Here is a 20179-nt window from a genome sequence, read left to right on the forward strand (position 1 = left end):
CACTAAGCTATGCGCGAAGCAACAGCCTTACGTTTTTGCACTTCTAATAGAATCGGCGTTTTTACTTTAAGATTTTCATCCAATTGTACCACTCTTGATTTTTCCAACGTATTCAGTGCACCATTAATATCAGCATGGATACATGTTCCTGCTTTACTTTGGTACAGACCACGCGTCATTCGTTTGCCACTAAAGTAATAATGGGTCCTATCATCCTTAGACCAAACTGGAACCGGATCTTTATCCAGAAAACTAGCTTTTGAAGTATAGCTTTCTTCTTGTTTTAAAAATCGGATGCCTTCTTTTACACATTTATTCTCAATTGCCACAATCAGTTTATGAAATGGGATTTGAACAAATTGTTGATTATTCTTTTTCCCCATACCAGATTTTTGTTTCCAACCAGCGTTATACCCTACGACAACCGTATCAATGTTAAATGCTTTCATCTTTTTGAACAACAGGCCTACAGTTTGTGAAATGTAACCATTTATTTGTCGTTCTCGTTTATGCCAAAGTACAGCCATTTTGTTCGTTACAACGCGTTTTGAAATTCCATTTTCTATATTTTTTTGCTGTAAATTACGTATCTTTTTGTTGAAGTACTGGTTAATAGATTTTAATTTCTTCCCATCCATTAAAAATGCATCCCCTGTATTCGTTACGCAACTTACTAATCTATCTACACCTAAATCGCAACTCAAAGCATTACTCGTGGTCGTAGATTGTTTCTTCATTTGAGATACGTGCATTTCATATGTGTAATGCACCTCAAAGAACCGACCTTTTTGCTTCGGTACAATCTCAATGTAGGAGATTTTTTTATTTCTTAAGTTTTTTGGCATACGTATTTGAATGGAACCGAATTTTTTTCTGAATGCAACACTCATTGGAATCACCCAATACCCGTTCTCATCCACTTTTGGAACTTGATAGATTTCAATAATTCGTTTGTCAGTCGAACGAGAATAATTCGGAAACTTAGGACGACCTGTGAAGGTTTCAGGTTTTTTCTTCCATTGTTCCAATGCCTTAAAAAAGCTTTTTACTTCTGTAAATAAGGCTCTACGAATAGCCTGCACAGAGTTTGATTGCATGCCCCAGTAGTTCATATCGGCTTGCATAGCAGTGTCCACTTCTTTTACAGTAGCTATATTGTTATGATTCAAGTAACTTTGTTTAATCGTATACAATCCAACATTTCGCAACGCTTTGGAACTATGTGACATACGTTGCAGTAAGCGGAATTCTTTAGCCGTGAGACAAGCTCGTCCGATATTTTGTTTCTGCGTGAATCGTTGCATAGTTTCTCTTTTCTTTTGTTTACGTAATACTTTCACTGCTTTCTTTCTAGCCATTGTTTTCACCACCTTTCTTAGAGAGTTCATTAAAATTATTAATTACTTTTGACAAATCAATACTTGGAACGAAACGGAACAAAATATGAATGTGGTCTTCAGCGTAATTCCTTTTGGTTCAAGTAACTGAATGATGATTATTATCCAATTTCGTTATCTTAAGATATATTCCCTCCTTATTTCCGACATATCGTAAGACAAAAGAAACAAATATTCTCCCTTGGAAAATTGTTATGGACGAAACCAAAGAGTTCAGCCTTATTGACTGACGGCAATTCATCTCCACCTGAATTGTTGGGTTTCACCCATAACACAAATCAGATGGAGTCTTCTTGCCGAAAAGGATAAAATTATTATGTAACAGTAGAAAGAGGCTTGTCCTCCTCTTTCTACTGTAGGGATTTAAATTAAGAACATCTTGGTACACCGAAAGCTAAGAATAAACCTGCTACTCCCGCTGTAATCGGTACTTTCAAAGTAATTACATCGTCCACTTTCGTTACTAAAAAGTAAGCATTACCTTCTTGTAACACACAATTCACTAACAATTGAAATTCCATTCAAATCTCCTCCTTTCAATCGATATACTATACTTTATGAAATCTCGTTAAAAACGTAATAGGAAATATATCTATTTTTCTTTATATATAAAATAAATGTTTATGAGTCTATTAAAAATACTAATTTTCTAAATTTATATAAATCGTGTAATATCCAATAAGTTCCTATATAATCAATAGTGAAAATCTTACAAATGGAGGTATAAAAATGGCGATTTTGAGTAATATTGGTGCAGCTTTATTTTTTATTGCTTTTATTCTTTTAATTTTATGTATCATTTCATTCTTTAAGAAAAATGGAAAAGCAAAACAATACGGTCGTCCTGCTGTTATTCTTTTTATGATTTCAATTCTCTTAACAGGAATGGGCACTACAAAATCTGAACACCCAGTCATCAATTTTTTTGCTACTTTAAGTTTCATTTTATTTATTTTCTTCCTAGTGCTAGCAATCTTATCTGTAATTAAAAAGACAGGTGTAGCAAAAAAACAATTTATTATCACTGCTATTTTATTTGTCATTTTTGTTGCATTATTAAGTATTTCAGCGCCTTCTTCTGAAAAGACGACAGCAACTAGTAAAAAAGTTGCTTCTAACAATGCAGAACAAAAAGAGAACGAGAAGAACAAAGAACTAGAAAAGAAAGAAGCGGACGAAAAGACTCAAAAACAAGAAGACGAGAAGCGTCTAGCCGAGGAACAAGCTCGTAAGCAAGAGGATGAAAAACGCCAAGCCGAAGAGCAAACTCGCAAACAACAAGAAGAGCAAAAACGTCTAGCTGATGAAGAGGCCCGTAAACAACAAGAAGAGCAAAAACGTCTAGCTGATGAAGAGGCCCGTAAACAACAAGAAGAACAAAAACGTCTAGCTGATGAACAAGCTCGTAAACAACAAGAGGAGCAAAAACGTCTAGCTGATGAACAAGCTCGTAAACAACAAGAAGAGCAAAAACGTCTAGCTGATGAACAAGCTCGTAAACAACAACAAGAAGAGCAAAAACGCCAGGCTGATGAACAGGCTCGTAAACAACAAGAGGAACAGAAAAAAGCACAGCAAGCTCAAACACAACCAGCTGCAAGTAACAATAGTAATGTAACTTACGCAAACTGTGCCGCAGTTAGAAGTGCCGGGAAAGCACCTTTATATAGAGATCAACCAGGATATAGTCGGAAACTAGATAGAGATGGCGATGGAGTTGCATGTGAATAATAATAGTAAAAAAGAAGCTTCTAGTAAGCTTCTTTTTTACTATTACGTATAGTTAGTACTCTTCCATTCTTGTAAGCCATATATCAATTCAAATTGGCATCTTTTTTTTTAAAAATGCTTGTAATATTAATCATTAACGGGATCAATACTCCAATTAATGATTTCAATATTTTTCACCTCCACTTTTCCTTTGACAAGAACATGTGGAATTAGGTGAAACATCCCGAATCTTCTACCCTTTTCATATTCCTCTCTGTAATATTCTTTTGTGCAGATATTTAATTGCTTTAATTCTCTATATTCATTAAAGTTGATGAATTCTATTTCACTTTCTTTTAATTCTCTATTTGGTCCACCCCAATTATGCTTTGAGTACTTGTATATTGCCATACACTGACCATTCAGTGCGCTAATAGGCATTTTATAAAATAGTTTATTTGTATGAATGTTTACTCCTATTTCCAACAATACTTTATAAATCTCATAAGGGTGCAGTGGTAAAAAATGCACAACATCATTCCATAAACATTCTAGTTTTGGTATTTTACGTGTTAATAAGTTCTCCCTTTGAGGATGATCTTTATATTTTTGTATATACTCACCGTATAAATTTGGATATACACTTTTCAATTCATTTAATGGGATTAAATATTCTCCTTTTAGTTCTTCTGGTACCATATGATAAATATATTCCATAAAAACCTCCTATAAAAGATATACTTCCTACTCAAAAGCGATCTTAGATTGACAGAAAATAAATTTGTAAACCATCTATATCATAATAATACTCTTTGAATAATTTCCCAACTCAAAAAACCTTCGCTATCGGTTCTGTAAAGTCCTCTGTTGAATAACAAGCCTATTATTCTCAAAACTGACACACTAAAAGTGATTTCAATCACTACATTGTTTTTCAATTATCACTATTCTTAATTTAGATATTACATTAAAACTTTATGGAGGCATTCATATGGAACATACATTTACTGAAACTTCAATTGTTGGTGAGATTGTTACACAATTTCCGAAAGCTAGTGATCTTTTTAAATCATATAGAATAGATTTTTGTTGTGGTGGTAATAAGCCGCTTATTGATGCAATTCATGAAAGAAATTTTTCGGCGGATGAAGTAATTACAGAGTTAAATACACTTTATCATAATGCGAAACGATTAAATGAATCTGAAATTGATTGGAAAAATGCTTCTTATCGCGAATTGATTGATTATGTGATTAATAAGCATCATCGTTATTTAAATGAAGAGTTACCGCAACTAAGTCCATATGTGATGAAAGTATTACGCGTTCATGGAGCGAATCAGCCTCACTTAGCTCAAATTCATAAGCTATTTCATGAACTTAAAATGGAATTAGAACAACATTTAATTAAAGAAGAAATGGAAGATTTTCCATTAATTTTAGAATTTGAACAAAATCCAACTGATGAAAACTATGCAAAGTTACTTCAAGTAGTAGATGAACTAGAAAATGAGCACAATCATGCTGGAAATATTATAAAAGAACTTCGTAAAGTGACAAATGACTTTACTCCTCCAGAAGGCGCTTGCGGCACTTATCGACTTGTTTACCAACGTCTTGAAGCTCTAGAGTCTGATTTATTTGAGCATATTCATTTAGAAAATAATATTTTATTTCCGCGTGCGATTACGAAAGCATAAATAAAAGCAGGATATGAGCATTTCTACTCATGTCCTGCTTTTTCATTACATGAATAACATTCACACTTCTCCCCTTCACATAAACCCGAATTTTAATAATTTGTGAATCATTATAGAAATGTGATAAATATCACATCTCCCCCTTTTTTGATTTTCTATAATAGAAATATAATCCTTTGTTCAACATTTCACATAAAAAGGGGAAACAAAAATGAAAAAACGTTTAGTTATGATCGGAAATGGTATGGCTGGCATTCGCTGTATGGAAGAAATCTTAAAACATGATAGTGATTCATATGAGATTACTATTTTTGGAGATGAACCGCATCCAAACTACAACCGCATTATGCTCTCTCATGTTTTACAAGGCAAAACAAATATGCAAGATATCATTATGAATGAATACAGTTGGTATGAAGAGAACGAAATAACTTTGTATACGAATGAAAGAGTTCAAAGTATTAACAGAAAAGAAAAAATTATTATTACAGAAAAGAATCGTATTGTTACATATGACAAACTCATTATAGCAACAGGTTCTAGTGCTTTTATTTTACCTGTTGAAGGTTCCACTCTTCCTGGTGTAACAGGATTTCGAACTATTGAAGATACACAATTTATGATCGATACCGCTAAAGAAAAGAAAAAGGCCGTTGTCATTGGTGGTGGGTTACTTGGTTTAGAGGCAGCAAGAGGTCTTATTGACTTAGGAATGGACGTGCATGTTGTTCATTTAATGCCTAGCTTAATGGAGCAACAACTAGATACGAAAGCAGCTTCTCTATTGCGTGAAGATTTAGAAGCACAAGGCATGAAGTTTCTAATGGAAAAGAAAACTGTAAAAATTCTTGGTACAGACCATGTTGAGGGCATTCAATTTGAAGATGGTGAAGTTGTAGATTGTGATTTAATCGTAATGGCTGTCGGAATACGACCAAATACGCAAATAGCAAAAGATGCTGGTCTAATTGTCAATCGCGGCATTGTAGTCAATGACTATATGCTAACAAACGATGAATCCATTTATGCAGTTGGCGAATGTGCGGAACATGATGGTATCGCATATGGACTTGTTGCCCCTCTTTATGAACAAGGTGCAATATTAGCTAAGCATATAACAAATTTACTAACGAATGGATATACGGGCAGTATCGTCGGTACGCAATTAAAAGTTGCTGGTTGTGATTTATTCTCTGCTGGCCAAATTTATGAAGATGATCAGACGAAAGCAATATCAATCTTTGATGAATGTAAACGCTCCTATAAAAAAGTTTTAATTCGTGATAATAAAGTCGTCGGTATCGTTTTATATGGTGACACAGCTGATGGTACACGCCTCTTTAGCATGTTAAAGAAAGTAGAAGATATTCAAGACTATACAGCCGCTTCCCTTCTTCACAAAGCTGGTGAAGAAAGTGAACTTGACGTTGTTACAATGAGTGCGGATGATACGATTTGTGGATGTAACGGTGTTACGAAAGGTACCATCGTTCATGCCATTTTAGAACAAGAGCTAACTACTTTTGAAGAAGTAAAAGGATGCACGAAAGCCGCTGGTTCTTGTGGTAAATGTCGTCCGCTTGTGGAACAAGTTTTATCTCATACACTCGGAGATGCTTTTGATGCTTCAGCGCAGTCTGCTGGTATGTGCGGATGTACAACTTTATCACGTGATGAAGTCGTAGCAGCCATTCACGAGAAAGGTTTAAAATCTCCAAAAGAAGTACGAAATGTTCTTGGTTTTGCACATGAAGACGGCTGTTCAAAATGTCGCCCTGCTTTGAACTATTATTTACGTATGGCGATTCCAGAAGAATATGAAGATGATAAATCATCCCGTTACGTTAATGAAAGAATGAATGGTAACATCCAGCACGATGGTACATTCTCTGTTATTCCACGTATGTATGGTGGCGTTACAACAGCAGATGATTTAATGAAAATTGCAGAAGTTGCGAAAAAATATGATGTTCCACTTGTGAAAATTACAGGTGCCAGCCGAATCGGCTTATACGGTGTTAAGAAACAAGATTTACCTAACGTATGGGCTGACTTACATATGACTTCCGGATATGCGTATTCAAAATCGCTTCGTAATGTAAAATCATGTGTCGGTTCTCGTTTCTGCCGTTTCGGTACGAAAGATTCATTAGGACTTGGTATGTTACTTGAACAATCGTTAGAAATGGTAGATACACCACATAAAATGAAGATGGGTGTAACGGGTTGTCCACGTAACTGTGCGGAAGTATTAACGAAAGATTTTGGCGTTGTATGTGTCGAAAATGGATACCAACTTTATATTGGCGGAAATGGTGGTACGGAAGTACGCGAAGCTGATTTTGTAATGATCGTCCCTACTGAAGATGATGTCCTTCGCATCGCTACAGCTTACATGCAATATTATCGTGAAACTGGTATTTACGGAGAGCGTACTGCCTACTGGACAGAACGTTTAGGATTCGATCACATAAAGGAAATACTTCAGGATGAAAGCATGGTTACTACGCTAAATGAACGCTTCCAAACAGCTCGTAGCACATATACGGAAGCATGGGGACAAGCACTAGAAACGAAGTCATTAAAAGCGATGTATGAAGTAGAAACTGTGAAATAAGGAGCTGTGATCTATATGATACAAACGAAAGAAAAAATAAAAGTTATGCGCGAGGAAGACCTTCCTATTCAAATCGGTAAAGAAGTAATAATGAAAGGTATGTCTATCGCCCTATTCCGCCTTTCAAATGGAGATATTCGAGCTGTAGAAAATCGTTGTCCTCATAAAAACGGACCGTTAGCAGAAGGAATTGTATCTGGAGAATTCGTCTTTTGTCCACTGCATGATTGGAAAATCTCATTAATATCAGGTGAAGTTCAAAAACCTGATGACGGCTGTATCCAAACTTACGAAGTAGAAGTTATTGATGGTGACATTTATTTATACATGTAATTTTCGAAAGGAAGCCTCCTCTGGCTTCCTTTTAAATAAAAATTGATGAGGTGCGATTATGAACGGATATGTATATTTAGTTGGTGCAGGACCAGGTGATGAAGGGCTTATTACAAAGAAAGCGATAGATTGTTTAAAGCGTGCAGATATTGTCTTATATGACCGTTTATTAAACCCTTCCTTTCTTCGTTATACAAAAGAAACATGTGAACTTATTTATTGTGGAAAAATGCCAAAGAATCATATTATGCGACAAGAAATGATTAACGTCCACCTCCTTCAATTTGCGAAAGAAGGAAAAATCGTTGTCCGATTAAAAGGCGGAGATCCATCTATTTTTGGCCGTGTTGGTGAAGAAGCAGAAACGTTAGCAGCAGCGAACATTCCATATGAAATTGTACCAGGTATTACATCTAGCATCGCTGCTAGTAGCTATGCAGGTATCCTCCTCACCCACCGTAACTACAGTAACAGCGTTACTTTATTAACCGGGCATGCGAAAGGTCCTTTAAGCGATCATGGAAAATTTAATTCATCCCATAATAGCGACACAATCGCCTACTACATGGGTATAAAAAACTTACCTACAATTTGCGAAAACTTACTACAAGCAGGAAAAAAAGATGATACACCAATAGCAGTCATTGAATGGGGTACAACTGGAAAGCAGCGCGTTGTCACAGGAACACTTTCAACCATTGTTCCTATCGTCAAAAACGAAAATATTTCTAATCCATCCATGACAATTGTTGGTGATGTCGTTTCCTTACGAGATCAAATAGCTTGGAAAGAGCATAAACCATTACATGGTAAAAAGGTTTTATTTGCATCCGCAACAAATAAAACCTTTTTAATGAAGCAAAAGTTACAAGAATCCGGTGCAGAAATATATCAAATTCCAACTTTCAAAAAGGAAGAATACACATTAACCTCTGAACAAATCAATGAAATTTTTAACGTTGATCGCCTTGTTTTTTGTTCAGCTGACAGTGTAGAAATATTGATGCGATCATGTAGTAAACATCAGAAAGATATCCGTTCCTTACAGGCGCAACTGCAGCATATGAACGTTGCCACTCAAGAAAAACTCATGCAATATGGGCTACTAAGTAAACAAGCAGAGTTCTCTTCCGATACTACTGTTTATTTAGGCAGAAATATTAATCGAATTGCTTTTATTCAAAAGAAAATTGGTGCCGGCTCCTATATGATGACTCATGCGTATACAATTGACCATCGTTTCGATGAAGTGCATTCTCGTATGCTTTCTGAATTCTCATGGGATAGTATTGTGTTTGAAGGGCGTGCCTCAATTGATACATTTTTATCAGAAATAAAACGCCTTGGCTTTAGCGATATCCTTACTCTCCCCTTCTCGTATACCGACATTTCAACTTTACACTATGCGAATAAAGTCGGATTTCATCATATAGATGAGCAATTACAAGAAATGATTATGAAGAAAGATTTGGTGCTGCGATGAAAGGTATTGTATATATTGGACACGGGAGTCGCCTGCAAGAAGGTAATGAACAATTCATTCACTTTATTCAATCTGTTATGAAAGAACGTAACGAAAGAATTCAAAAAATAGCTTTTTTAGAACTAACAACACCTACCATTTCGGATGCAGTTACAGAAACAATTCTAGAGGGCGCAACTGAAATAATGATTGTACCTGTTTTATTATTTGCAGCAGCTCACTATAAACGTGATATTCCTTTTGAATTAGAGCAGCTACAAAAGAAATATCCACAAATAACATTTTCAGTTGCATCACCCTTTAGTACACACCCACATATGGTGGAACTTGTAGTAAAAAGAATACGTGAAGCTACGCCAATGCAAGGTAGTAGTATTTTACTCGTAGGACGAGGTAGTAGTGATCCACAGCCGATATATGAGTTACAACAAATCGGAGCAGCTGTCGAACGAAAACTCGGTATGCCAGTATGTTGCTCCTTTTTAACGAAAGGAACGCCCTATTTTACTACTGAACTCAAGGCTATATCATCGACTGCGTCCCATGTATATGTCATGCCGTACCTTCTCTTTACCGGATTGTTGCTTCAAAAAATTAAATTGCATACGAAAAAATATGATCACGTTACGACTTGTAACTGCCTACAATTTGATCCATATATGAAATTAACATTGTTAGAACGAATGGAGGAATGTGTGTATGTATGACATGTACCCTCTTATACTTAATTTAAATAAAAAAGTGGTCGTTATTATTGGTGGCGGTAAAATTGCATATCGAAAAGCGTCTGGATTAAAAAATACAGGCGCTTTTGTCACCGTTATCAGCCCAGAAATTTGCGAGGAAATGAAGGAACTTTCTTATATTACCTGGAGGCAAAAAACCTTTAGTAATGATGATATTAAAAATGCTCACCTTATTTACGCAGCTACAAATCAACATGATGTAAATATGATGGTCAAACAGGCCGCTCATGATTTTCAATGGGTTAACGTTGTAAGTGATGGTACAGAATCATCGTTTCACACACCAGGTATCATCCGAAATGATAAATATGTTATAACGATTTCAACTTCAGGTAAGGATCCATCGTTTACGAAGCTTTTGAAGCAGGAATTTATATCTATACTTCCTAATCTTATAAAAAAGCTTTCTCGTACTCACAAATAATAATCTATTTCTTAGCTAAAATGGTAATTACCTTTGGACAAACGTTTTTTAGAAGCGTTTGTTCTTTTTATTTTGGTTTCTTTTTTGAATTAAGTCGCTTGATTATCAGACATAGTACAATTGTCAACGACACCTAATATATCAAAGACAGTTTTCCTCTTACATCGATGGGATTTCCATCCATCATTTACCGCCTCAAATCCATTCGGTTTTAAACGTATATTCAAAACAACATATATGACAAATAAATAACGACAGTTACTGTAATAATGCTGAAAAGTGTTGAAAATAAAACGATTTGCGCATGTAGTTCAGGCTCTATTTGATACTCCATAGCAATGGTTGATGTATTTCTTGAAGTAGGAAAAGAACTTGCAATAAATAATGATTGCGCAACAATTCCATTAATGTTTAATAAGTAGATCATGGCAAGTGCTAATAATGGTCCCATCAATAATCTTCCAATTAGAGCCCATGTTATGACTCGATGGAAAAAATTAAGCTTAATATTGGATAATTGCGCTCCTAGCAATATGAGTGCTATGGCAACAAAACTATTCGCAAGCTGATTAAGAGGTAGAAAGATAGAATTAGGTATTTGAATTGTAAAAGATTGAAAGAGAACCCCTAATATGAGTGCATGAAATACAGGCAGTCTTAGAAATGATTGAATAATACTTCCGATTGTTTTTGTCGCTGATAGTAAGTTATATATCCCATACGAATAAGTTAAAAGATTCTGGAAAATCACAATAAAAATTTGAATGGAAACCCCCACTGGATTGTGACTGAAAATCAATTGACTGACTGGTAATCCATAATTACCGGAATTCATTAACGAAATACTATTTTTTAGAGCTGCACTTTCTCCTTTTTCTAACTTTAATGTTTTTGAAATGAAATGACTTACTAGCATTAGACTCAGACTATACAGCATTAAATAATACATGATCTGGAGCAACAAACCTGTTTCTATACTAATATCATATATATTCAAAAATACAGCCGCTGGCATCAAGCAATAATTAATAAGTGTAGATAGCTGCTTTAAGTTAAATTGGAACTTCCTTTGTAAGATTGCACCAATTAGCATCAATATTAATATTGGTAATATTACGTCTAATATAATGAAAATAAACATTTAATACCTCATTCTACATATATTTTAGTTGGATTAAACGCTCTCTTTTCTTTAACATATCAATTATGACTCACAAAGAAAATTATGGATTATTTATAAAAATTCATAATTTTATCTTATCGACCTAAACTGTATTCTTTATTTTAAGTGTACTTTTTCACAATATCCATTAGCCTTACCCAAAAATCTGGGCCTAAAAAATATGCATTTTTTCCTTATTATAGGTACCTCTATATGTTTTTTTAATTTCGGAACATTTCAAGCTATTGATATATTTTTTATACATATTAATAGCTAGCTTTTAGAAAGGCGCGACTATTTATCGATTCGTTAGCGACCAATAGTCATCGTTTCATTCAAAAGTTATTATTTTCGTTCTCGATATATTCCGACAAAGGCAACGTCCCTGTCTAGTACGCTAAACGTGTAAGAGGCGAAGTACCTTTAGTTACTCATTCCTTTAAAGTTCCTCATTGTGGAATTCGATTTAATTTTATACATTTATCGCTTAATTTCTTTATCTGTAGGCAAAACAATCGCAGCTATTATATAAAGTAACACCGTAAATCCACTAGTAAAAAAGGCTGATAATGCAGTTACTATACGAAGGATACTAACATCAATTCCATACTTATCGCTTAAACCACCTAATACACCGGATACTTGTTTATCTTTAGTGGACTTATATAATTTTTTCATCTAAACACCCCGATCCAATTAAATATTTGTATGCTAGAAATTAGTTTGATCTTTGTTTTTGAGCTAACTTGCCCTTTAATTGAATAACATCTGATATCTATATTTTAACATAAAATCCCATAAGGCTTCTGGTTTTCATTTTAATACCACATTATTTTAGAAAACAAGCATTTGTTAAGATAGCAATATAACATATTGAAGCCTATTACTAAAAGAACCATCCTAGATTACTTTAGGATGGTTCTTTTTCTTTATTAATGATTCTTTAACATCACTAACAGCTTTTCTTGACTATACATCCACACTGTAATGATTAAACAAGCAAGTGCGACTTCTGATAATGCCATAAATCCAATTGCATAATGACCTGTTAGTTGGAATAGTAAAGTTAAAATTAATGGCGGGAAGAACCCTCCTAGTCCACCTAAAGCTGAAACGAGTCCATTTACAATACCAGCTTGCTCTGAGAAGTACATGGGAACGAGTTTGAAGATTGTACCATTACCAATCCCTGCACAAAATGCGACTAGTAGGCAACCAAATGTATACACGTTCATACTAGGCATAAATGATAAGATAATACCTGAAAGTGTTAAACCGATAAATACGAAGATTAATATTTTAAACGGGTTAAACTTATCACCAAGCCAACCACCAATCGGACGCATCATTGTTGCGAGTACAATGAATCCGGCTGTCCGCATACCTGCATCTACTTTTTCTAATCCGAAGTGAGATACTAAAAAGTTTGGTAAGTATACTGTAAATGCGACAAATGATCCGAATGTTAAAAAGTAAAAGATACATAAAAACCAAAGTTTTTCATTTTTATATACACCTTTTATTTGTTCCATTAATGGTGTATTCACCTTTTTCTCCTTACGATCGCCTAATAAAAAGTTCATAAGTGCAAATGCTGCAAGTAAAATTAAATAACACTGTACTGTCGTTCTCCAGCCAACTGAAGTTGCAATGACAGGTGCTAAAAACGAAGTAATTGCTGTTCCGGCGTTACCGACACCGTAAATACCATTTACAAAACCGTGACTCTCTTTCGGAAAGTATTTCGGTAAAGAAGTTACACCTACAGAGAATACGGCTCCGCCGATCCCGACAAATAATCCACCAATAATTAAATCCATCATTGAATTGGCAACACTAATATAAAAGACAGGAAATAATAATAGAATAAAACTAATAAAGAATAATTTTCTTGCTCCGAAACGATTTGTCCAATAACCAATTGGAATACGAAGAACAGAACCTAAAATAACCGGTACTGCTGTTACCATTGAAATTTGTCCCGCAGTTAATGGAATATCCGCTTTAATATAAGGCATTAATGATGATAAAATGACCCATACCATAAAACCGATAACTAGATTAGAAGTTTGTAAACTTAATTGAAAATTAGGACTTTTCATCCTGTTCCCTCCTATGTATGCATAGTTATATTCATTCCCTCCAGCCTAATCACGTCCTAACATGATTAGGCTGAAAAGAATCAACCACCACTTACTGGCGGAATCATTGCTATAACATCGCCAGTTTGAATGATGTCATCCTCATTTGCATACTCTTCATTGATAGCAACCATGATCTCGCTTGAAATCGCTACGTTGTATTTTTTAGTGAGCACTTCCTTTAGTTCAGCAACCGTAATATTTTCACAATCTATGTGTAATACTGGCTTACTTACTTCTTCTTGTAAATGTGCAAATAATAGTACTTCAATCATATGCTCATCTCCTTTCCAGGCTCACCATTTGCATACACTACCTTCTCTAACTGATCACCAATCCATGATTCACCATCTTCCCAGAACTCTTTCTTCCAAATGGGAACAATTTGTTTTATACGCTCCATAATATATTCGTTCGCCTCATAGGCAGCCTTCCGGTGTGGTGTAGAAACAGCGACGACAACAGCAAGGTCAGAAATTTGTAATGTACCAATGCGGTGTGTAATAGCGACAGATGTCCCAGGCCACTTCTCTTTTACTTCGGTGCCAATTTTCTCAAGTTGTTTTTCTGCCATTGTTTTATATGCTACATACTCTAAATATAGCGTACGACGGCCTTTCGTAAATTCCCTCACAGTACCAATGAAAGTAGTAACTGCGCCGCACTCACGACGAACTACTTTATTTGTAACTTCTTCAATTGAAATAGGTGTATCAATTACTTCATAATACGTATGTGTCATCTTGCACCTCTGATCTTTGTATAAGTTAGCAATCTATTTTTCTATTACTTATATGATCGAAACTGTTCTTCCCACGGCCACTCACTTCCGGCACTTGATTCTAGTAACAGTACCGAAACAGTTATTCCTGCTTCAAATCCTCTCGTTCCGCCTGGCAAGACGATACATGCATTCGCCTCTGCAAGTGAAGAAATAGCACTAGATTTATCTAAACCAACTGGTGTAGCTTGCAATTTTCCATCTATAATTACCACTCTTCCTCTTACAAAACGAGTAAATGGGTTTGCTTTCGAAAAGTCTTTCTGTAAAATTGCGTCTGTACGAAATACGTGCGGATCTTGTCTATGCAAGTATGTTCGAATGACTGGGCGAACAAATAATTCACAACCGACATAACAAGCAGAAGGATTACCAGATAGACCAAATAGTAGTTTTCCTTCTACCTCAGCTACAGTTGTCACACTTCCTGGTCGCATCGCTATTTTGTTAAAAAGTACATTAGCTTGTAATCTCTCATAAATAGCAGGTAAATAGTCATAGTCTCCTACCGAAACGCCACCAGTTGTAATTAATATATCGACTTCTTTCATCGCTTTTTTCACAGTGTTATAACACGTCTCTAAATCATCAGCGAATTGTCCATAATACCGTACAACCCCGCCCGCTCGTTCAATTTGAGCAGCAATCATATAGGAGTTACTATTTCGAATCTTCCCTGGCTTTAATTGTTCATGTACTTCAAGCAGTTCACTCCCTGTCGTTACAATTCCAATAACTGGCTGTTTTACAACATGGACTGCACTATAACCAAACGTAGCAAGAAGTGCTGCTACTCCAGGATTAATAACAGTCCCTTTCCTCACAAGAATGCTATTTTGTTTTACATCTTCTCCTTTAAAAGAAATGTTATCCCCAGAAGAGAAAGAGCGTTTTAATACCATATAAGTCTTTTCGTTTTCTTCAAACCCTTCCGTTAGTTCTAACATAACAACTGCATTACACCCTTTCGGGATTGCGGCACCTGTCATAATACGTACAGCTTGAAATGCTTTCACTTCTTCTGTAAAAACAAAACCTGCTCCAATTTCGCCAATCACTTCAAACTTAATGAAATTACTGCTACTTGCTTCTTTTGTATCTTCCGCTCGAATTGCAAACCCGTCGTATGGAGAGCGATCAAAATGCGGAACGTCATAATCTGCAATAACATCTTCTCCAAGCGTTCTACCGTAGCTTTCTATAAGAGAAACCTTTTCTATTTCACCCTGGTAGGCATATTCCATTACACGTGCAACTGCTTCTGCCACTGGAATTGGTATACGTTTTTCTAACATTCTTTTTCACCTCATTTTAATAAGCAGAAACTCTCTTTCTCTTCATCCTATATATTTTGCGTATAATCGTTTTGCTATGTTCACATCATTTGTTCCATGAATAAATGCCCTACCATCTGTAAATAAAACGAAACGATATTCATCAATTAGAAATGATAGTAAGTAAAGCGTTTTTTGGACATGTACACTTTTTTGTAATCGTTTTTGAATTTCGTTTAAATTAAGATCTCTCTTTATTCCTGAACGGATTTGAACTGTATTCCGTCCGCATAGCACTTCCGTTTTCATCTGCGCTTCAAATGCTAGACTTGGATACGTTCGTGATGTCCCACAAGATGGACATGTACTTTTTTTCTGTCTATTTACTTTTAATGAGAGATGTTGATTGTTCCAAATATCAAATGATAACATCGTACCTCTGAGCGACTCATAATCATCCACCAATATTTTCATCGCCTCTGTCACTTGATGAGCAACGACCATCTGTACAGCTGGCTGAATAATTCCGGCTGTATCACATGTTGCACCGCCCATAGGATGATCCATTAGACAGCGAAAACATGGTGTTTCCCCAGGAAGAATTGTATACGTTACACCGTAACTCCCAATACATCCGCCGTATATCCAAGGTATATTCTCTTTTTGTGAAATGTCATTTATAAGTAGACGCGTATCGAAATTGTCGGTCGCATCTATTATGAGATTCACTTCTTTTATTAACCCTTCTATCTCTTGCATCGTGACATCTGTTACAACTGGTACAATTTCCACTTCAGAATTAATCTTTCTTAAATGTTCTGTCGCTGCAATTGCTTTCGGTTTGCACTGCTGTGCATCTTCTTCTGTATATAACTGTTGCCGCTGTAAATTACTCCATTCGACGTAGTCACGATCGGCAATTGTTAATTTCCCAATTCCCATCCTAACGAGCGCTTCTGCATTCGCAGCCCCTAGTGCACCCGCACCGATTAGGAGCACATGCTTTTCTCTCATTTTTCTTTGTCCTATTTCACCAATCCCAGAAAACAATACTTGCCTTGAATATCGCTCTTGCATAGAGAATCCTCCTTTCGCTATCCGCCAATGTATGACATTTCAACTTTTGGACGTTTATTTGTACTTTCCGCCGTTCTTTCATCTGAATATCGATCTGCTCTATATCGCCACGTATGTTGTAAAATTTTTAATAGTGATGCATCAGAAATATTTTCTCGAAGAAGCGCTCGTAAATCCGTTCCTTTCGTTCCAAATAGGCACGTAAAAAACTTGCCGTCTGCCGAAATACGAGCTCTCGTACAAGAAGAACAAAATGACTCTGATACTGAAGTAATAAATCCAACTTCTGAATCGCTCCCTACATATCGATACAATTTCGCAACTTCTCCAAAGTAACGAGGTGGAACAGGCTCAATTGGATATACTCGATTAATCTTCTCTATTAATTGTTCCTTCGTAATAACTTGTTCAAAATTCCATCCGTTCGTACTGCCTACATCCATAAACTCGATAAAACGGAGCTGGGTTTCTTGTTCTTTAAAATAACGGGCCATATGAAGGATTTGACTATCATTCATTCCTTTTTTTACGACCATATTTACCTTTACTTCTAATCCAGCAGCCTTTGCTGCTTCAATTCCTTTCAGTACAGGTTTTGTACTTACATTTCTTCCGTTAATTTTTTTGAAGGCGTGGTCCTCTATCGCATCTAAACTAATATTTACACGTTTTAATCCCGCCTCTTTTAGCGCCTTAGCGTGTTTTGCTAAATGAATACCGTTTGTTGTGAGCCCAATGTCTTTTAAACCTTCTAACTTTGTAAGTCTTGCGATTAACTGCGGTAAGTCTTTACGCAATAAAGGTTCGCCGCCAGTAAGCCTAATTTTATTGACTCCCATACTTATAAACAGTCTTGCTAATCTTTCTATTTCATCGAACGTTAATAAAAACTCTTCTTGTAAAAAAGCGTAATCAGGCCCGAACACTTCAGCAGGCATACAATATGTGCACCTAAAATTACAACGATCAATAACTGAAATACGTAAATCTTGAAGTGGCCGTTCTAAAGAATCTTTCATTTTCTCGTGCATCTATATCCCTTCTTTTCTGCTGCAATCCTTAGTAAGCTTTCAATTTTTTATTTGCCTTTATTATAAAAAATAAGCTACACATTCAATGTGACTTTTCTCACATCACTTTCCCCATTCAAAAATTCTTCACAAATCTGTTCGAATTTTGTTCACATCTTCAGCCCCTACTCCTTACGGTCATTGAAATTTCACTTTTTTTCAAAAATATCTCTTGCATTTTCATCATAATTACATTCAAAATAAGAAATATATTGTTAACGAGAAGAAAGGTGATCGCTGTGGCAAACAGTATGACATTATCTCAAGATTTAAAGGAATTACTTGCATCTGTTGAATATAAAATGCAAATTAAAAAAGGAAGTTTTATTTTTCAAGAAGGTATGGAGGCAACCGAACTCTATATCATCCACACAGGAAAAGTACAAATTAGTAAATTAAGTGCTGATGGGCAGGAATTGACACTCCGCATTTGTTCGGCATATGACATTATTGGAGAATTAACATTGTTCACGGACAATGCGAAGTATTTATTAAATTCAAAATGCCTTGAAGATGTGGAAGTAGGCGTTATAAAGCGTGAAGCATTAGAAAAAGAATTACTCCAAAAGCCGGCACTTGTATTTGAATTTATGAAATGGATTAGTGAACATTTAAGAAGAATGCAGACGAAGTTTCGAGATTTAGTATTACATGGCAAAAAAGGTGCCCTGTATTCTACTCTCATTCGAATGACAAATAGTTATGGTGTGTTAAAAGAAAATGGTATTCTCATCGATTTACCTTTAACGAATCAAGAACTTGCTAATTTCTGTGCAACTTCACGTGAAAGTGTAAATCGAATGTTAAATGAATTAAAAAAGCAAGGTACACTTTCTATTCATAAAGGAAAGATTACAATCCACGATTTACAATTTTTAAAACGTGAAATTGCTTGTGAAGATTGCTCTGCTTCTGTTTGTAGCATTGATTAGCATCTTATTTAAGTACTTATACTTATAAAGAAAGCCGAGGTCTCCAATTAGATCTCGGCTTTCTTTATAAGTTACTAAACATATAGAACAAAATTATTTTTTCAATTCATTTGGAATACGTCTTCTGTAAATTACATAACTACGGCTTACGTATTTAATTGGAGCACTAAATACATGTACTAGTCTAGTAAATGGCCATACTGCGAATAGACCCATACCTGCAATTATATGAATTTTAAACCATACTGGCACTTCCGTCATATACTCAACTTTCGGTTGAAAAATAAAGAGACTTCGGAACCAAGGACCGATCGTTGTACGATAATCAAACCCTTTTGAGTCAATGTTTAAAAATGTTGAAGAAAGTCCTGCTAGCATTACGATAAGTAATAATATAAGCGCAATATAATCTCCCTTTGTACTCGTTGCAATGATACGTTTTACTGTTACGCGGCGGTACGTTAATATAATTAAACCGATAATAGAAGCAATACCAGCCGGAAGTCCAAAACTAATTGCCATTATGTGATACATATGCTCAGAAATACCTATTGAACGGTATACAGCTTCTGGAATTAAAATCCCCATGACATGACCGCCAATTACGAACATAATCCCAAAATGGAATAGTAGACTTCCGATTCGGAGCATTTTCTTTTCTAATAGTTCACTAGATTTTGATGTCCATCCAAATTGATCATAGTTGTATCTGAAAATATGTCCACCGATAAAGATTGTAAAAATGATATAGGGAAACAATACCCATAGAAATTGATCCATCATTTTGACAACTCTCCTTTCTAATTTGTCTGTACACCCCATGTATCGATAGCGAGTAGAACAGCCGCAAGAATTGGTTCATACATACTATCTGCTTCTTTTAACTGAACGTGTAATGCTTGTATGTTTTCCTTGTATTTACTCATAATTGGTTCACTGTCTTGCTCATTTGCATTTGCAAAAAACTCTAGTAAAAGAGGTAAATAATCAGGTAGTTCTTTATCTGTTACTTCAAAACCAGATTTTTTATAATGCTGCTTTAACTCTAGTAATTCAATACCTCTTTCTCTTTGTTCACCAGTGTTCATATACGTTAAATACATATTAGTCTTTTTACCAAAATCAAATGTATATACGTAACTATCAATAAGTTGATCGTTCGTTTTATTTAGTACTTGTTCTATAAATGTTGTAAGTGGAGCTCTAACTTCGTCCTGCTCAATTGCTTCAACCTCTTCTTGTAATTCAACTAAAGCTTCTCTCCACCCGATTTCCGGGTAGGAGAGAAGGAATGAAGAACACGAAAAAGCAGTTTGTAAACTTTGTTTCATAT

General features: G+C 35.4%; 22 protein-coding genes. 8 read left to right on the plus strand and 14 right to left on the minus strand.

Annotated elements, in window-relative coordinates:
* Positions 1-2: 2 nt before the first annotated feature.
* From BAQ44_RS10600 to exsG, 3 genes are all read right to left on the minus strand, one after another.
* On the minus strand, positions 3-1358 hold the full coding sequence (locus BAQ44_RS10600) for an RNA-guided endonuclease TnpB family protein (RefSeq protein WP_071721633.1): 1356 nt from the start codon (positions 1356-1358) through the stop codon (positions 3-5).
* Positions 1351-1440: a hypothetical protein gene (locus tag BAQ44_RS31795; protein WP_161491756.1), complete on the minus strand. Its 90-nt coding sequence runs from the start codon at positions 1438-1440 to the stop codon at positions 1351-1353. The genes BAQ44_RS10600 and BAQ44_RS31795 overlap by 8 nt, the downstream gene beginning before the upstream one ends.
* Positions 1441-1765: 325 nt before the next feature.
* Positions 1766-1918 (minus strand): exosporium protein ExsG, encoded by a 153-nt coding sequence (exsG, locus tag BAQ44_RS10610; protein ID WP_000395675.1) that lies wholly within the window; start codon positions 1916-1918, stop codon positions 1766-1768.
* Between the two features lie 208 nt (positions 1919-2126).
* On the opposite strand from exsG, the gene BAQ44_RS10615 reads away from it, so the two are divergent.
* Positions 2127-3128: an excalibur calcium-binding domain-containing protein gene (locus tag BAQ44_RS10615; RefSeq protein ID WP_071721634.1), complete on the plus strand. Its 1002-nt coding sequence runs from the start codon at positions 2127-2129 to the stop codon at positions 3126-3128.
* Positions 3129-3254: 126 nt separating this feature from the next.
* Here the strand turns inward: BAQ44_RS10615 and BAQ44_RS10620 are convergent, their stop codons facing one another.
* Entirely contained in the window at positions 3255-3824 is a 570-nt protein-coding gene (locus tag BAQ44_RS10620; RefSeq protein WP_071721635.1) for a group-specific protein, read from the minus strand.
* 274 nt (positions 3825-4098) lie between these two features.
* Between BAQ44_RS10620 and ric the strand changes: the two genes are divergently transcribed.
* The 6 genes from ric (at position 4099) to BAQ44_RS10650 (ending at position 10409) form a co-directional block, all read left to right on the plus strand.
* Positions 4099-4806, plus strand: coding sequence for an iron-sulfur cluster repair di-iron protein (ric, locus tag BAQ44_RS10625; RefSeq protein WP_071721636.1), 708 nt, complete (start codon positions 4099-4101; stop codon positions 4804-4806).
* A 211-nt stretch (positions 4807-5017) separates the two neighbouring features.
* A complete protein-coding gene (nirB, locus tag BAQ44_RS10630; RefSeq protein WP_071721637.1) occupies positions 5018-7423 on the plus strand; it encodes an NADPH-nitrite reductase large subunit in 2406 nt (801 codons plus the stop codon).
* Positions 7424-7438: 15 nt separating this feature from the next.
* Positions 7439-7756 carry a nitrite reductase small subunit NirD gene (nirD, locus tag BAQ44_RS10635; RefSeq protein ID WP_071721638.1) on the plus strand — a complete coding sequence of 106 codons (318 nt, stop codon included), beginning with the start codon at positions 7439-7441 and terminating at the stop codon, positions 7754-7756.
* 58 nt (positions 7757-7814) lie between these two features.
* Positions 7815-9239 (plus strand): uroporphyrin-III C-methyltransferase, encoded by a 1425-nt coding sequence (locus tag BAQ44_RS10640; protein WP_071721639.1) that lies wholly within the window; start codon positions 7815-7817, stop codon positions 9237-9239.
* On the plus strand, positions 9236-9946 hold the full coding sequence (locus tag BAQ44_RS10645; RefSeq protein ID WP_071721640.1) for a sirohydrochlorin chelatase: 711 nt from the start codon (positions 9236-9238) through the stop codon (positions 9944-9946). The genes BAQ44_RS10640 and BAQ44_RS10645 overlap by 4 nt, the downstream gene beginning before the upstream one ends.
* Positions 9939-10409, plus strand: coding sequence for a precorrin-2 dehydrogenase (locus BAQ44_RS10650; protein WP_071721641.1), 471 nt, complete (start codon positions 9939-9941; stop codon positions 10407-10409). The genes BAQ44_RS10645 and BAQ44_RS10650 overlap by 8 nt, the downstream gene beginning before the upstream one ends.
* A 223-nt stretch (positions 10410-10632) precedes the next feature.
* Here the strand turns inward: BAQ44_RS10650 and BAQ44_RS10655 are convergent, their stop codons facing one another.
* The 8 genes from BAQ44_RS10655 to moaA form a co-directional block, all read right to left on the minus strand.
* Positions 10633-11550 carry an AEC family transporter gene (locus tag BAQ44_RS10655; RefSeq protein ID WP_063261679.1) on the minus strand — a complete coding sequence of 306 codons (918 nt, stop codon included), beginning with the start codon at positions 11548-11550 and terminating at the stop codon, positions 10633-10635.
* A gap of 501 nt (positions 11551-12051) precedes the next feature.
* Positions 12052-12249 carry a PspC domain-containing protein gene (locus tag BAQ44_RS10660; protein WP_063261680.1) on the minus strand — a complete coding sequence of 66 codons (198 nt, stop codon included), beginning with the start codon at positions 12247-12249 and terminating at the stop codon, positions 12052-12054.
* A gap of 254 nt (positions 12250-12503) precedes the next feature.
* On the minus strand, positions 12504-13673 hold the full coding sequence (narK, locus tag BAQ44_RS10665; protein ID WP_071721642.1) for a nitrate transporter NarK: 1170 nt from the start codon (positions 13671-13673) through the stop codon (positions 12504-12506).
* 80 nt (positions 13674-13753) lie between these two features.
* A complete protein-coding gene (gene moaD / locus BAQ44_RS10670; RefSeq protein WP_071721643.1) occupies positions 13754-13987 on the minus strand; it encodes a molybdopterin converting factor subunit 1 in 234 nt (77 codons plus the stop codon).
* Positions 13984-14454 (minus strand): molybdenum cofactor biosynthesis protein MoaE, encoded by a 471-nt coding sequence (locus BAQ44_RS10675; RefSeq protein WP_071721644.1) that lies wholly within the window; start codon positions 14452-14454, stop codon positions 13984-13986. The genes moaD and BAQ44_RS10675 overlap by 4 nt, the downstream gene beginning before the upstream one ends.
* A 44-nt stretch (positions 14455-14498) precedes the next feature.
* Positions 14499-15788: a molybdopterin molybdotransferase MoeA gene (locus tag BAQ44_RS10680; RefSeq protein WP_071721645.1), complete on the minus strand. Its 1290-nt coding sequence runs from the start codon at positions 15786-15788 to the stop codon at positions 14499-14501.
* Between the two features lie 42 nt (positions 15789-15830).
* Complete coding sequence (locus BAQ44_RS10685; RefSeq protein WP_071721646.1) at positions 15831-16844, minus strand: molybdopterin-synthase adenylyltransferase MoeB; 1014 nt, start codon at positions 16842-16844, stop codon at positions 15831-15833.
* A gap of 17 nt (positions 16845-16861) precedes the next feature.
* Positions 16862-17875, minus strand: coding sequence for a GTP 3',8-cyclase MoaA (moaA, locus tag BAQ44_RS10690; RefSeq protein ID WP_071721647.1), 1014 nt, complete (start codon positions 17873-17875; stop codon positions 16862-16864).
* Positions 17876-18153: 278 nt separating this feature from the next.
* Here moaA and BAQ44_RS10695 point away from each other — a divergent pair, with 278 nt between their 5' ends.
* The gene (locus tag BAQ44_RS10695) at positions 18154-18846 is read left to right on the plus strand and encodes a Crp/Fnr family transcriptional regulator (RefSeq protein ID WP_071721648.1); all 693 of its coding nucleotides are present in this window, start codon (positions 18154-18156) and stop codon (positions 18844-18846) included.
* Positions 18847-18939: 93 nt separating this feature from the next.
* Here BAQ44_RS10695 and narI read toward each other — a convergent pair whose 3' ends face one another.
* Positions 18940-19629 carry a respiratory nitrate reductase subunit gamma gene (narI, locus tag BAQ44_RS10700; RefSeq protein ID WP_071721649.1) on the minus strand — a complete coding sequence of 230 codons (690 nt, stop codon included), beginning with the start codon at positions 19627-19629 and terminating at the stop codon, positions 18940-18942.
* 17 nt (positions 19630-19646) lie between these two features.
* The gene (narJ, locus tag BAQ44_RS10705) at positions 19647-20177 is read right to left on the minus strand and encodes a nitrate reductase molybdenum cofactor assembly chaperone (RefSeq protein ID WP_071721650.1); all 531 of its coding nucleotides are present in this window, start codon (positions 20175-20177) and stop codon (positions 19647-19649) included.
* Positions 20178-20179 lie beyond the last annotated feature (2 nt).

The organism is Bacillus mobilis, from assembly GCF_001884045.1.
Taxonomy (GTDB): Bacteria; Bacillota; Bacilli; order Bacillales; family Bacillaceae_G; genus Bacillus_A; species Bacillus_A mobilis.

What these genes read in the sequence shown, in the direction of transcription:
- BAQ44_RS10600 (WP_071721633.1), bottom strand. Translation starts at nt 1,358, where the DNA reads ATGGCTAGAAAGAAAGCAGTGAAAGTATTACGTAAACAAAAGAAAAGA.
- exsG (WP_000395675.1), bottom strand. Translation starts at nt 1,918, where the DNA reads ATGGAATTTCAATTGTTAGTGAATTGTGTGTTACAAGAAGGTAATGCT.
- BAQ44_RS10615 (WP_071721634.1), top strand. Translation starts at nt 2,127, where the DNA reads ATGGCGATTTTGAGTAATATTGGTGCAGCTTTATTTTTTATTGCTTTT.
- BAQ44_RS10620 (WP_071721635.1), bottom strand. Translation starts at nt 3,824, where the DNA reads ATGGAATATATTTATCATATGGTACCAGAAGAACTAAAAGGAGAATAT.
- ric (WP_071721636.1), top strand. Translation starts at nt 4,099, where the DNA reads ATGGAACATACATTTACTGAAACTTCAATTGTTGGTGAGATTGTTACA.
- nirB (WP_071721637.1), top strand. Translation starts at nt 5,018, where the DNA reads ATGAAAAAACGTTTAGTTATGATCGGAAATGGTATGGCTGGCATTCGC.
- nirD (WP_071721638.1), top strand. Translation starts at nt 7,439, where the DNA reads ATGATACAAACGAAAGAAAAAATAAAAGTTATGCGCGAGGAAGACCTT.
- BAQ44_RS10640 (WP_071721639.1), top strand. Translation starts at nt 7,815, where the DNA reads ATGAACGGATATGTATATTTAGTTGGTGCAGGACCAGGTGATGAAGGG.
- BAQ44_RS10645 (WP_071721640.1), top strand. Translation starts at nt 9,236, where the DNA reads ATGAAAGGTATTGTATATATTGGACACGGGAGTCGCCTGCAAGAAGGT.
- BAQ44_RS10650 (WP_071721641.1), top strand. Translation starts at nt 9,939, where the DNA reads ATGTATGACATGTACCCTCTTATACTTAATTTAAATAAAAAAGTGGTC.
- BAQ44_RS10655 (WP_063261679.1), bottom strand. Translation starts at nt 11,550, where the DNA reads ATGTTTATTTTCATTATATTAGACGTAATATTACCAATATTAATATTG.
- BAQ44_RS10660 (WP_063261680.1), bottom strand. Translation starts at nt 12,249, where the DNA reads ATGAAAAAATTATATAAGTCCACTAAAGATAAACAAGTATCCGGTGTA.
- narK (WP_071721642.1), bottom strand. Translation starts at nt 13,673, where the DNA reads ATGAAAAGTCCTAATTTTCAATTAAGTTTACAAACTTCTAATCTAGTT.
- moaD (WP_071721643.1), bottom strand. Translation starts at nt 13,987, where the DNA reads ATGATTGAAGTACTATTATTTGCACATTTACAAGAAGAAGTAAGTAAG.
- BAQ44_RS10675 (WP_071721644.1), bottom strand. Translation starts at nt 14,454, where the DNA reads ATGACACATACGTATTATGAAGTAATTGATACACCTATTTCAATTGAA.
- BAQ44_RS10680 (WP_071721645.1), bottom strand. Translation starts at nt 15,788, where the DNA reads ATGTTAGAAAAACGTATACCAATTCCAGTGGCAGAAGCAGTTGCACGT.
- BAQ44_RS10685 (WP_071721646.1), bottom strand. Translation starts at nt 16,844, where the DNA reads ATGCAAGAGCGATATTCAAGGCAAGTATTGTTTTCTGGGATTGGTGAA.
- moaA (WP_071721647.1), bottom strand. Translation starts at nt 17,875, where the DNA reads ATGCACGAGAAAATGAAAGATTCTTTAGAACGGCCACTTCAAGATTTA.
- narI (WP_071721649.1), bottom strand. Translation starts at nt 19,629, where the DNA reads ATGATGGATCAATTTCTATGGGTATTGTTTCCCTATATCATTTTTACA.
- narJ (WP_071721650.1), bottom strand. Translation starts at nt 20,177, where the DNA reads ATGAAACAAAGTTTACAAACTGCTTTTTCGTGTTCTTCATTCCTTCTC.